Source organism: Dyella agri, assembly GCF_044904705.1.
In the GTDB taxonomy this organism is placed as follows: domain Bacteria; phylum Pseudomonadota; class Gammaproteobacteria; order Xanthomonadales; family Rhodanobacteraceae; genus Rhodanobacter_A; species Rhodanobacter_A agri.
Genome location: NZ_JADIKL010000012.1, coordinates 79,431 through 91,357 on the forward strand (window position 1 = coordinate 79,431; position 11,927 = coordinate 91,357).

General features: G+C 57.0%; 12 protein-coding genes. 1 reads left to right on the forward strand and 11 read right to left on the reverse strand.

Annotated elements, in window-relative coordinates:
- Nucleotides 1-4: 4 nt before the first annotated feature.
- Together ISP14_RS16820 and ISP14_RS16825 are read right to left on the reverse strand one after the other, a co-directional pair.
- Complete coding sequence (locus ISP14_RS16820) at nucleotides 5-589, reverse strand: flavodoxin (RefSeq protein ID WP_404542064.1); 585 nt, start codon at nucleotides 587-589, stop codon at nucleotides 5-7.
- Nucleotides 590-605: 16 nt separating this feature from the next.
- Nucleotides 606-1,595 (reverse strand): aldo/keto reductase, encoded by a 990-nt coding sequence (locus tag ISP14_RS16825; protein ID WP_404542066.1) that lies wholly within the window; start codon nucleotides 1,593-1,595, stop codon nucleotides 606-608.
- Between the two features lie 87 nt (nucleotides 1,596-1,682).
- Between ISP14_RS16825 and ISP14_RS16830 the strand changes: the two genes are divergently transcribed.
- A complete protein-coding gene (locus ISP14_RS16830; RefSeq protein WP_404542068.1) occupies nucleotides 1,683-2,576 on the forward strand; it encodes a LysR family transcriptional regulator in 894 nt (297 codons plus the stop codon).
- 7 nt (nucleotides 2,577-2,583) lie between these two features.
- On the opposite strand, the gene ISP14_RS16835 is transcribed toward ISP14_RS16830, so the two are convergent.
- From ISP14_RS16835 to istB, 9 genes are all read right to left on the reverse strand, one after another.
- The gene (locus ISP14_RS16835; protein WP_404542070.1) at nucleotides 2,584-3,261 is read right to left on the reverse strand and encodes a carboxymuconolactone decarboxylase family protein; all 678 of its coding nucleotides are present in this window, start codon (nucleotides 3,259-3,261) and stop codon (nucleotides 2,584-2,586) included.
- Between the two features lie 97 nt (nucleotides 3,262-3,358).
- Entirely contained in the window at nucleotides 3,359-3,850 is a 492-nt protein-coding gene (locus ISP14_RS16840; RefSeq protein WP_404542072.1) for a (R)-mandelonitrile lyase, read from the reverse strand.
- Nucleotides 3,851-3,886: 36 nt separating this feature from the next.
- Entirely contained in the window at nucleotides 3,887-4,912 is a 1,026-nt protein-coding gene (locus ISP14_RS16845) for an alpha/beta hydrolase (RefSeq protein WP_404542075.1), read from the reverse strand.
- A gap of 77 nt (nucleotides 4,913-4,989) precedes the next feature.
- Nucleotides 4,990-6,081, reverse strand: coding sequence for an alpha/beta hydrolase (locus ISP14_RS16850; protein WP_404542077.1), 1,092 nt, complete (start codon nucleotides 6,079-6,081; stop codon nucleotides 4,990-4,992).
- 252 nt (nucleotides 6,082-6,333) lie between these two features.
- On the reverse strand, nucleotides 6,334-7,233 hold the full coding sequence (locus ISP14_RS16855; protein ID WP_404542079.1) for a hypothetical protein: 900 nt from the start codon (nucleotides 7,231-7,233) through the stop codon (nucleotides 6,334-6,336).
- Between the two features lie 143 nt (nucleotides 7,234-7,376).
- Nucleotides 7,377-9,110, reverse strand: a complete 1,734-nt coding sequence (locus tag ISP14_RS16860; protein ID WP_404542080.1) for an ATP-dependent nuclease — start codon at nucleotides 9,108-9,110, stop codon at nucleotides 7,377-7,379.
- A 151-nt stretch (nucleotides 9,111-9,261) separates the two neighbouring features.
- On the reverse strand, nucleotides 9,262-10,812 hold the full coding sequence (locus ISP14_RS16865; RefSeq protein ID WP_404542082.1) for an ApeA N-terminal domain 1-containing protein: 1,551 nt from the start codon (nucleotides 10,810-10,812) through the stop codon (nucleotides 9,262-9,264).
- A gap of 29 nt (nucleotides 10,813-10,841) precedes the next feature.
- Nucleotides 10,842-11,075, reverse strand: coding sequence for an antitoxin Xre/MbcA/ParS toxin-binding domain-containing protein (locus ISP14_RS16870; protein ID WP_404542084.1), 234 nt, complete (start codon nucleotides 11,073-11,075; stop codon nucleotides 10,842-10,844).
- Nucleotides 11,076-11,236: 161 nt separating this feature from the next.
- Nucleotides 11,237-11,818 (reverse strand): IS21-like element helper ATPase IstB, encoded by a 582-nt coding sequence (istB, locus tag ISP14_RS16875; protein WP_404542087.1) that lies wholly within the window; start codon nucleotides 11,816-11,818, stop codon nucleotides 11,237-11,239.
- Nucleotides 11,819-11,927 lie beyond the last annotated feature (109 nt).

The following is an 11,927-nucleotide window of genomic DNA, read 5'->3' on the forward strand; positions in this document are numbered from 1 at the left end:
CGATCTACTCCGTTCGTTGTTTCAACCATGCATTGACCCGATCCATCGTTTGACGCTCCTGGTCCGCCTGCATGACAAAGCCTTTGCTAAGCCGGGCCGTCGGCGCATGGCTGGCGAGGATGGAAGCACTATTCCCCAGCCCGTAGCCTCCGTGGGTAACAAAGGGAATCAAGGTCTTTCCCGTCAGGTCGTGCGTCGAGAGAAAAGTGCGAATGATGGGGGGCGTGGTCTCCCCCCAAATGGGAAATCCCAGATAGACGCTGTCGTAGCGCGCTAGATTAGGAACTTTGGCCTCCAGCGCCGGCTCATACCCGCTATCGCGCTCCTGTCGTGCCTGTTCGACCGTGGCCAAATAGTCCTCCGGATACGGTTGGGCTGCCCGGATCTCGAACAGATCCGTGCCTAGCGTGCGATGGATCAGTCCGGCGACAACGCGTGTGTTGCCGGAACGGGAGAAATAGGCCACGAGTGCACGCGATTCGGCCCTCTTTACTTCACCATCGCTTGGCTGACCAGCCAAGCTGATGAGTGGAAGGCTGGCGAGCGCCGCCATCACTGCACGTCGCGCAGGGTCATGTTCAGATGTCATGTCGATGCCCCGCCCATTAGCGTCCCACTCGCGCCTGCAGGGCGGGCGGATAACGGTCACCCTCGACCTTAATGTCCGCCAGAAGCTTGGCAAGACTGCGCCTATCGTCGTCAGTCAGCACGATGACGGCGGCACCGAGGTTTTCGTCCAGGCGGTGAAGCTTGGTCGTACCCGGAATCGGTACGATCCACGGCTTCTGGGCAAGGAGCCAGGCGAGTGCGATCTGTGCGGGCGTCACGCCCTTGTCTTTCGCGATCTGACCAAGCATATCCACCAAGGCCTGGTTCGCCTGGAGAGCCTCGGGTGAGAAGCGTGGCACGATGCTGCGAAAATCGTTGCTACCGAACGTCGCGTCAGCCCCAATCGCACCGGTCAAGAAGCCTCTGCCAAGGGGACTGAAGGGCACAAAGCCAATGCCAAGCTCCTCCAGTATCGGCAGAATTTCCTGCTCAGGTTCACGCCACCAGAGGGAATACTCGCTCTGCAGGGCCGTTACCGGTTGAACGGCGTGTGCGCGGCGAATGGTCTGGGCGCTCGCTTCGGACAAGCCAAAGTGTTTGACCTTGCCTTCGGCGATCAAGTCTTTGACCGTGCCCGCGACCTCTTCGATGGGCACGTCAGGATCAACCCGGTGTTGATATAGCAGGTCGATCACGTCGGTGCGAAGGCGCTTGAGCGAACCCTCGACCGCCCATCGAATGTGATCGGGCCGGCTATTGAGGATCTGTTGCTTACCATCCTCACCAAAGGTGAAGCCGAACTTGGTGGCGATCACGACTCGATGCCGCATCGGCGCGAGCGCCTCGCCGACGACTTCTTCGTTGAGGTAGGGCCCATAGACTTCTGCGGTGTCGAAGAGCGTCACTCCCCGGTCCACGGCAGCGCGGATCAGCGATATGGCCGCCTGTTTGTCGGTCGCGGGGCCATACCCATGGCTCAGCCCCATACAGCCGAGGCCGATGGCGGAGACTTCAAGTTGGCTATGGCCGAGTTTGCGGGTTTTCATGGCGTCCTCCATGCGAACAATCTAGGACCGAAGCATTGCCTACACTAGATGGCATAATCGGAAAGGGTTCATAACCGGAGTGGATAAATGTCCGCCGAAAGCTACGACCAGCTCGCAATCTTTTCGGTGGTAGCACGAGAACGCAGCTTTACTCGTGCGGCGGCTAAGCTCGGCATGTCCCAGCCCGCGCTTAGCCGGGCTATGCGCCAGTTGGAGGAACGGCTGGGCGTGCGCCTGCTCGCGCGTACGACCCGTAGTGTGTCCCCCACCGAAGCAGGCGAGCATCTGCTGCGGGTCATCGCCCCGAGATTCGAAGAAATCAATGCTGAGCTAGCCCTTCTGAGCGAATTTCGAGACAAGCCCGCGGGAAAATTGCGCATCACGGCCGGCGAGCATGCGGCGATCTCTGTGCTGCAGCCGGTGCTCGCGAAGCTCCTGCCTGCCCACCCCGATATCCAGATCGAAGTGATCGTGGACTACGGCCTTACCGACATCGTGGCCGAGGGGTATGACGCCGGTGTTCGCTTGGGCGAACAGGTCGCCAAAGACATGATCGCGGTACGTATCGGCCCGGATGTACGCATGGCCGTTGTCGGATCACCGGCTTATTTCGACCAGCATCCACGCCCCAAGACTCCACGTGATCTCCTTCGGCACAACTGCATCACGATCCGCTTGCCCACGTACGGTGGCATCTTCCCTTGGGAGTTCGAAAAGAAAGGGGAAGAGTTGAAGGTGCGGGTCGAAGGCCAGCTGGTGTTTAACAACATTGCCATGCGTTTGGACGCAGCACTCAAGGGATTGGGTCTGGCCTATATGCCCGAGGATCTAGTGCAAGCTCACGTCAAGAAAGGCCGATTGATACGTGTGCTCGGAGATTGGTGCCCTCCGTTTTCGGGGTACCACCTCTACTACCCAAGCCGGCGCCAAAGCTCACCCGCCTTCGCGCTACTTCGTGATGCCCTGCGTTACGCCGATTGATAAGCACTTATTCTCGACCGGCAGAGTCGCTCAGGTACTGGCTCAGCGCCTGGCTGAGGCGATGGGCAGCGCTTGCATCCCCATGCGCGGCGAGCACCTGCGTTAGTTGCTTCAGTTGGTTGGCCGTTAGTCCCACCCGAATGCTTGCCGCCACGTGCGAGCGCAATTGGGGCTCGACTCCCGACATGGCGGCCAGCGCGCCGACAGTGGCGAGTTCGCGGCTGGGCCAATCGAGGTTGTCGCGCTCGAAGATGTCGCCAAACAAATGCGCTTGGAGGAATTGATTGATAACCGGCGCAAAGTCGAATACTGGGCCTTTGACGATCCCACCCGAAATCCGGCTTTGGTTCGCCATGCCTGCCGCCAAGAGTGCTTCGCCCGTCGGAACAGGATGGCTCGGCTCGCTCCCTGGTTCGTCAAGGATGCCGCGATGTTGACGTGCATTCAGCACGTCTTTGAGCTCGCCCAGCGCATTGAGACTGCGCGGAAAGCCGGTATAGGCATAAAGCTGCACCAGGATTTCCTTGGCCTCGCTAATGGTCAGGCCCGCATCCAGTCCCTGGTTAAGGACGGCGTTGAGCTGGGCCATGTCGCCGTTGGCCATCGCCGCAGCGATTAGCGGAATCGCCCGTTGCTTTGCGGACAGCGTTTCCGCGGTAGCCGTAGAACGTTGTGCAGAGATCATCGTTTGTTGCTCCGAGCTGTTCGGTTCAGCGTGTGCCGTCGAAACAATCGGCCCTACGCCTAGAGCAAGTGCCCCGACAAGTAGGCAGAACACAGGGCTAACGAGCGCTGTACTGTTCATCGGACACTTTCTCCATCCATTCCACGCTCTTACCGTTCACGGCTCCGGTAACGGCTAGGTGGGTCATCACGCTCCCAGCTGCAGCACCATGCCAGTGTTTAACGCCAGGGGGACACCAAACCACGTCGCCGGGGTGGATCTCCCTGACGGGCTTACCCCACTCCTGGGTTAGACCCACACCCGACGTCACTACCAAGCGCTGCCCAGCGGGATGCGTGTGCCAAGCCGAACGCGCGCCCGGCTCAAACGTCACATAGGCGCCCGACGCATTGATCTCGCTATTGGCTTGAAACAGCGGGTCCACGCGCACGTGCCCCGTAAAGTACTCTTCTGCCCCTGTCGTGGAGCCTTGGGTTCCGGCCGGAATGATCTTCTGCATGGGTGATTCCCTCATGTCGTTGCGTTGTGCGGCTGCGCCCGCAAGTGGAATCGCGGCGCACACCGCGATTCCCAGCAGAATCTTGTTCATCGCTGTCACCTAGCGCTACTAGCCCCTGAGATCACATCAAAGTGTTCTGGCGTAGAAGACCTTCAACTTTCCCAGGGCGACATCGACGTACTTAGGGACCCAATAGGTTTCAATGTGGGTCGCTCCATCGATCAAGAACATTTCCTTGTCCTTGGCGCCGGTCGCTTTGGCAAACGCGTCCTCGGTCATGTAGAGGGTGTCCGCCTTGCTCCCGGCCATCATGAGTAGGGGCTTGTCGATAAGTTCGATCTGATCGGTCGCGTCAAAACGCATCAGATCCAGCAGACTGCTCGTGGTGTACTTGAACGTCGATCCCGGATGCGCGTACTTCTTCCAGTAGTACTCGTAGCCTTGGCGATACAGATCAAACGGCAACTTGGCGATCTGTTCGTCCGTTAGGTTGGCGTCTCCCGAATAGAGAATTTCGTCACCGGCCGCTTCTTGTGCTCGAGCCTCCGATGCTTGCTGCAGCCGCTGCTGAATTGTGGCCAGTTGCGAATCCTTGAAGCCGTTTCGACGCACCCGACCGGAGTTGAACATGCTCAGGGTGGCAATCGCCTTGAAGCGCTTGTCAGTTTCCGCGGCGGCGAGCGAGTACCCGCCACCGCCGCAAATGCCCAGCAGTCCTAGGCGCGCACTGTCGACGCCGGGGTAGCGAGCGATGTAGTCCGCCATGCCATGGATATCCTCAATCCGGTAGGCGGGCTTGTCCACGTTACGAGGCTGGCCGCCACTTGCTCCCTGGAACGCAGCATCTGCAGCGATCGTGATGTATCCCTGCTCGGCTAATCGTTGGGCATACAAGCCGGCGACTTGCTCCTTCACACCACCGTTGGGATGCGCCACCACAATGGCGGGGTACTTCTTCTGTGGATCGTAGTTCGCCGGCGTGTACACGTTTGCCGAGATATCGATGCCGTTCAACTTGTACGTAACGGAGTGGATGTTGATCTTTCCGGGCTCGTTCTTGGTGATCGCACCGTCGTAGACGAGGGTGAAAGGATTCACTTTGTAGTCCGCGGCAGCGGCACTGCCGCCGGTGAAACCGACGGAGGCGGCCATGAGGGACGCCATGAAAATTGAACGCTTCATTGATATGTACCTTGGCTATTAGCTTCGCGTTATCGCGCGTACAGAGTTCATTGATCCAGATGTTTCTCAGCGAGAAACTTCGATACAAGGTCAGCGATCTGGACGTTGTTTAGATCGGAGAAGATGAAGTGCGTATTTCCGCGGATACCGATGTCCGGAAGGTGCACAAGGGTCACGTCGCCGCCGTGTTTGTTGACGGCATCCCGCCATTTGCGCGCCATCTCCAGCCTTGCACGCCAGCTGTCCTGCGCCGGAAAATCCACTGGGTGATCAGGAATGTTGTCGCCGTACAAGACAAGGATCGGAATCTTCGTTAGGGCAATGAACTGCGACATGGGCACGGCGGTGCCTTGGACCGTATCGAACGCACTGGGGATCGGAGCGGGCACTTCGCCAGCCGGAAAGACAAAGCTGCTCCCAGGCTCAAACGCGACAATCGCCTTGACGTTCCGGCTCTTGATGGCGGTCAGCCAGCCAGGGCCACCGCCTTGCGAGTGGGTAAAGAGGATGCCCGGGCCGATCTTCGCAAACAGGGCCGCGACAGCGTCGGAAAGCACGTCCATATCGAACGGGCCAGTATTCGGCGTCATCGAACGAAAGAACTGATTGAGTGTCTCTGCGCTGCGGTCAAACTGCACGCCGTCGAAGTAGCGTGGCCACAGACCAATGCGAAATTGATTGAACCAAAGCTGCTCGTCGGGCGTCGGCTTGATCGTGGCTTCGACCATGCTGCGGCCCGCGTCGCCCCGGCGCGGTTGATCGATCAGGTAAACGGCAAATCTTCGGCGTAAGAATAGTGTCTGGAAGCCCTCGCGGCCATCAGCGGTGGTTTCCCAGCTCTTCGAGAACTGGCCGGCACCGTGCCACATCACGATCGGGTACTTCCGAGCGTCCACGGGAATTTGGTAGAAGGCGTAGACGTGATCGCCGTGGTAGCTCTGTCCAGCGGGATCCAGGGGCCTACGGGGGTCAAAGGTGCCTTGTGTTGTCGATACTTTGCCACCCGCGGTGAAACTGCCCTGGTCCTTGATAATTAACGGGCCATGGTCGGCGGCGCTTGCTACGCTACATACGCACAGAGCGAAACAGAGGATGCCTGCCTTTACCGCGGCAGAGCATCGAACAATGAGCTGGTGCATGAGTGACCCTCGGCTTCAAATGTCTGAGGATCAAGGTAGCGATCGTCTATTGATCGATAAAGATCTGTAGTCGGATAGCACTAATACCATCTGCGCATAAATTAGGGCGCGTCGTGGTGCACTTTGGTAAGGCTCATGCATCGCATGTCAGGGTGCAGGCACCGCTGGGTGCGGGTGGGTGCCAGCCCCCTAGGCGCCAATACCAAGGGATGTGATGTTCATTTCCATACCCGGATCGAGCGCGAGAGTGCTTCAGCCTCGACTGACCCAGAGTTCCCCTGACTGCGAAATGCCGATAGCCCTGAACCGCACATTTCTTGCGTTAGGCAGCTTCAGGAGGTTCGCTAAATTTTCTTCGGTAAAGAACTGCTCAGACTGACTCAGGCTGCTCACGATCTGATCGACGACACTGTGGGCCCGCGATACGGCCGCCACTAGGCGATTCATGACGACGGAATTGCCTCCGCCATATGTCAGCAGCTTTTGGCATGACGGGCGAACGGTGTACTCCGCGAGGCGCCACGGATCGTTGCCAGTCCGGAAGATTGCAAGCCCACGGAGCTGACCGACGACTTTCTCAGTCAATCCAGTCTTAGCAGACGGATCATTGGTAGCCCTGGCGATCTCCAACTCGTTTCCCGTCAAGCGGACAGCGACCATTATAGCTTCTGCATTTTTTTGGGCTCGTCTGTAGACTTCATCCACGATGGAGCTTGGTACATGCTTTTCAAAAGCCTGCTGAAACGCGTGGTGCTTCTGCAGACTGGCATCCAGTTCAGCCAGTCGTTCAAGCACACCATGCGCCTGTTCTTTGGCATTTGCGAGTTTTACCGCTTCGCGATCTTTCTTTGCGACCGCGCCAAATTCTCCTTCCATTGCGGCCCATTGGTCAGGGAAATATTTCCGTCCGCACCGATGCCCAATGTTGGTAACACCGCCTCCAGTCAAGATCACTAAAGCGCCAGCGAAGTGCGGCGTTCGGCACTCCTTGATCGCGCATCGTTCCTTGCCCTGATCCTTGATCCCGTACTTGCCGCATATCGCCCCCAATCCAACCTCGTCTTTCGATATTTGAGGTATGTATCCATCGAGGGCATGCAGCTCCCTCCACGAAGTAATCTTTACGGGTCCGTCAGATGCTTTCCATTCCATAGATGGCCTAGGTCAGTTATCCGGCTGGAAGGTTCACGAGCGCACCGTCAATGTCCGATACACCAAGGGCTGCTAGGTAGTGAAAACGGGCAGCTCCGCCCCAAGGCTAAGGTCGAGCTTATCTCACGCCAAGATTCCAGGGGTCAGTCACCGACAGGTTCATACTTAGCCGTAGCGGCAGTGAGCTCAGCGAGGTCAGTCCATGCCAGAACCCCCTCAGGGCACTGCTCTGCATTGCCCGCTAAGTAGTCGAGCAAGGCGATAACACTTTTCTTCGCCTCTCCGTCCTCCCGCACCCGCAGCCACGCTGCATACGGCTTCTCCCCTGAAACGAGCTCACCAAACATCGCAACCTCAAAGGTGTACAGCGAAGCTGCTAAGCGCACCGTCCCCTTAGGTGCTTTGCTGATTTCGTCGAGGATCTGCTGGTTAGCCGCCCACGCGGGATTGGCCACAAGCCCCTTCTTGCCCTTGATCTGCCGAGTGTCGGCATCGTGCAGTACCGCATAGGGGCAATTAAACTGATTAAGAATCTTGCACAACGCAAGGATCGTGTATTTGCCGCGAGCTCGAATGACGTGGACATTGCGGAATTTTTCCGGATATTCAGCCATGACCTCCTTGAAGGCCGCATATTCCGTATCACCCTCCACGATGACCGTCCGTCCACCAAAGAAAAACTCGGCAACGTACGGGTCATACATGTTTAGGAGCTTCAGGCGCTCCTTGTCATCAGTGCTGAGTTGGGCCCGCGATGGCCTGAAAATGGTGGTACCCGAGATAACCCCATTTTCTGCACGCTCCACCCGAACGATTGACGTGTTGTCCCTGGACAGATCAATGAAGGCAGGTGAATGAGTGGTTACCATCACTTGCCAAGTCCCGCCATCAGGCAGTGAGTAGAGGACACCGCAAGCATCCCTGACTGCAGAGGGGTGTAAGCAAAGCTCGGGTTCGTCAAGAAGTAGGACATTTGGACGATCCGTTGCTTTGTCACCTTTGCCCTCTTTATGGTCTGCAATGATGCGCAACGCATTCCACATTAAAGTGCGGCGTGTACCGCTTCCTTGCCGCTCCAAGTCTGACTGATGGCCGTCCGCTGGCCCCATCTTTAGTGTGGGCGAGGCCTTGAAGAGAGAAATGGCCTTGTTGAGGTCGTTCTCCGGGCGAGCGTCCAACGTTATGCTGTAGTTGGGAAACACACTGGCCATCGCCTTTCCCAGCTCATCGCGAACCGACTCAACTGCCTCTAGTGCCTCTTTTGCAACCGTACGCTGCAGCTCGGCAACACCAAGGAGCAGCTTGGCGTAGGCACTGTCGGTGCCTTGCTCTTCGGTCAACTCCCTCACGCGTTGCTTTGTCGCCTCGACTAAAAGACCAATGATGTCCTCGGCCTGTTTCTTCGGATCGTCAAATGCCTCAATGCGATGGATTGCCGGCCGGTTGACTTGCGCGACCTGAGCGGCGCCCCAGGGTCCGTGGTCTGGATCCCAATCGCCGGCCTCAACATTAAATCCCCGCTTGTCAGGTTTACCAGGCGCACGCCAGGTCCAGCGCTCCCGAACATGTTGGTCGCCGTTGGCCTTGGTCTCTATCCATTTATTAGCCGGCGGTTTGCTCTCGGCGTAAAGAACCGTTTCGAGTTCGATGGTGGGTAGCTCATCGGCGCTAAGGCCGCCGGCCGGGATGGTGCCACCGGGGAAATCCTCGATGGCCATCTCACCCTTCTTGCCCGCATCCATCACGAGCTCATAGGCTCGGAGAATGGAGCTCTTCCCGGTATTGTTCGCGCCGACCAGGACGACAATATCGTCCAGCTCAATCACAACTGGCTGCTTACCAATTGCGCGAAAATTTCTAATGGTGAGCTTGTGCATGCGCGCGCGAGGCGCCACCGCATCGTCAGTCGCTGCCTGCTTCTTTGGTGCCATAGCTTCCTTTGCCCCCCAGCAAGGTTGATCTCAATGTTGAATTGGCACTAAAGCAATGTCTGTCAGGGAATGCCTACAACTACTCTTTGACGCTGACTTACTCGGCCTCTTGGCCGCCGGAAGATCCAGCGCCGTCAACGCCGATTTGCATTAAAGGCGTGACCTGCGCCCCAGGGTGATTCCTCCTGACCTCCGCATTGTTAAGTTGAATGAGGTACTGGCTCTCTCTGCATGTATTGACCAGTGACCGTAAGATCGCCTCTTGCGGAACGCCAGCGAAGTCAAGATAGAGCGCTCGAATCAGATGTCGCATTCGGAAACTGGCGCGATGCATACCCGGTCCATCCAACGTGCCTTCTCGCGACGCATCGTCCCAGTGCGTGTAGTAATTTCGGGTTGCCACCCAGCTGCGAGGCACATTTCCGTCACCACCAAGGATCATTTTTCTTAGAGGCAATGCAAGGCGATCGGCCAGTGCGTCCAAGCGCTTCCGCAACGAGATTTCATTGCCGTACTTGATGCGCGATTTCAATGCGTCCTTGTGATCAGGCTTAACACTACTGGGTATGGCGTTGCTTAGCGCATGCCTCACGGGTTCGTACTCGACTTCCGTTGTGTAGAGACCGGGCATGGTTGCGCGATGGAAACCCTCCAGCGCCTGCATCAAAGATAGAAATTCCACGTGGAGCCAAAGCTTTTCAGATGAAAGAACGCTGAGAGCAAGCTGGCTTGGCATGCCCACTGTTTCGTAGTTCTCGAACCACCTGGCAAAGACATCCCTGAAGTCGACCCCCAAGCCACTTCTCAACATGTAAAACTCATGCAGGGACTTACATTCACAGTGCTGATCCGCGCGCAGCGCAACCAATACCTCCAGGTTGACGTCGTAATCGACGATCTTCGCGGATATCGCATCTAGTGACATCGGTGATCCGGCCAGTAATGACAACAGAGTTGTCGCCTTGCCCACCTGGTTGATGAACCACTCCAGGGGCTTTGGTTCACTCGACTTCACACGTAACCACCCGGAAGATCGGACCGAAATGTCCGTTGATTGATCTCCAGAGTGGTTCGTCTCGATCCCCCACCCGAGAGTGACCCGCTGCGATGGAATTTCGCAGAGCTCTTCTGGAAGCGGCCCAATCTCATAGAGGATTGTTAACGCGTTACCGTGTTCACTAGTGAGGACGGTCTGCTTTATGCTCGGTCGACTTAGCCACATCTGTAGCCCAGGAATGCGAACCCGTACCTCGCCGTACAGGGTTTGCTCCGTTACGTGAGCCCCGATGACGACCCAACTCGAAATGACCCGCTCCGACTGATTGACACCGGCCGGACCAAAACTAAAGTTGTTGTTGGTTCTCAACGCATTAAGAACGGTGATGTACTGGCTTTCTATCGTCGTTCCATGAATAACTGGATATGTCTGAATCTCATCGCCATACACGGCGCCTTGCAGAGGAACCAGACTTTTGTGCAGCTCAAGTGATGCATGCTCAGACGACCATGTAAGTGTTCCGGCGATTCTTTGCTCCGACCCTTCTTCGGATGGCAGGAACCACTCGCCAACAAATGTTGCGTGAGCCGATATTGAATGCTTGGTCACAGCTTCCCCCAACTTTTCGACCATCCATGATGGTCGGTTCATTTCGTAAATCTATCAACTTGAACCTTCTTTTAAGAGAAGGCCCCGGATTGCATCCTGAGCAAGAGTTGCGCTACCCGCTCGTACCCGCCATCCGAATCCAAATACGAAATGGGCGGGACGCCTCCCAATGCGGGAAGCGGCGTAGCTAGCCACGTCCTTGTCCATAGCTCAGCATCAAAGTGCGCATCCTCCCCACTTTCCTTCACTAGTCGCAAGACAAGCGCGATCAAGGTAGTAATGCGGTCCTCTTGGCGATCAATCATAGCCTTGCACCTCTTGGACTAGCAGGTAGCCTGGGACCTAGCTATCTTTGGATAGGGGCCGCTCTGGTCTCTATTCGCGTCGTGCACAACGGCAAGCGGCATCACCCGGGGCGCCGCTTGCCGTTGAACCATTCCGATGACGCGATCGTTCGGGGCATTGCTCAAGCCGATTCGCCTGTGCTTAGCTTGGCTAGTCGCTTGCGCATAGACTCCCCTTGCAACTGAATTCGATGCGCGTTGTGAACAATGCGATCCATGATTGCATCAGCGATTGTTGGCTCACCGATGAACGCATGCCACTCCGCGACGGGCATCTGTGATGTGATCAAGAGAGAGAGTGTGCCCACTCTGTCGTCTACTATCTCCAACAAATCTTGCCTTCCACGCGATGTGATCTTCGCCACGCCCCAATCATCCAAGATCAGAAGGCGGGCCTTCCCCAATTGCGCCCGTAGCCTTTGCAGACTGCCGTCTTCTCGCGCAATCTCAATTTCCTCAAGAAGGCGCGGTAGTCTGCGATATAGGGCTAAGTGCCCATGTCGCACTGCTTGATGACCGAATGCACAAGAAAGCCATGTCTTACCGGCTCCAGTTGGCCCTGTGATGAAGAGATTCTGCCCTCGTTGGATCCAGTCGCCATTCAACAGCGAGGCGATCTGGCGCTTATCAATTCCACGGCCAGAGTGATAGTCGATATCTTCTGGAGCTGCATTGGTAATCCCCCCGCTTTTAGCGCTCGCCAAAAGTGGAGCTAAGCGGGCAAGGCCAATTTCTGCATGGGTGTGATGCCGCCGAGAGCCATGTTCGGACGCTCGTGGTTGTATGTCCATAGCCAGTGGGTCGCCGATGCTT

What these genes read in the sequence shown, in the direction of transcription:
- ISP14_RS16820 (WP_404542064.1), bottom strand. Translation starts at nt 589, where the DNA reads ATGACATCTGAACATGACCCTGCGCGACGTGCAGTGATGGCGGCGCTC.
- ISP14_RS16825 (WP_404542066.1), bottom strand. Translation starts at nt 1,595, where the DNA reads ATGAAAACCCGCAAACTCGGCCATAGCCAACTTGAAGTCTCCGCCATC.
- ISP14_RS16830 (WP_404542068.1), top strand. Translation starts at nt 1,683, where the DNA reads ATGTCCGCCGAAAGCTACGACCAGCTCGCAATCTTTTCGGTGGTAGCA.
- ISP14_RS16835 (WP_404542070.1), bottom strand. Translation starts at nt 3,261, where the DNA reads ATGATCTCTGCACAACGTTCTACGGCTACCGCGGAAACGCTGTCCGCA.
- ISP14_RS16840 (WP_404542072.1), bottom strand. Translation starts at nt 3,850, where the DNA reads ATGAACAAGATTCTGCTGGGAATCGCGGTGTGCGCCGCGATTCCACTT.
- ISP14_RS16845 (WP_404542075.1), bottom strand. Translation starts at nt 4,912, where the DNA reads ATGGCCGCCTCCGTCGGTTTCACCGGCGGCAGTGCCGCTGCCGCGGAC.
- ISP14_RS16850 (WP_404542077.1), bottom strand. Translation starts at nt 6,081, where the DNA reads ATGCACCAGCTCATTGTTCGATGCTCTGCCGCGGTAAAGGCAGGCATC.
- ISP14_RS16855 (WP_404542079.1), bottom strand. Translation starts at nt 7,233, where the DNA reads ATGGAATGGAAAGCATCTGACGGACCCGTAAAGATTACTTCGTGGAGG.
- ISP14_RS16860 (WP_404542080.1), bottom strand. Translation starts at nt 9,110, where the DNA reads ATGCACAAGCTCACCATTAGAAATTTTCGCGCAATTGGTAAGCAGCCA.
- ISP14_RS16865 (WP_404542082.1), bottom strand. Translation starts at nt 10,812, where the DNA reads ATGAACCGACCATCATGGATGGTCGAAAAGTTGGGGGAAGCTGTGACC.
- ISP14_RS16870 (WP_404542084.1), bottom strand. Translation starts at nt 11,075, where the DNA reads ATGATTGATCGCCAAGAGGACCGCATTACTACCTTGATCGCGCTTGTC.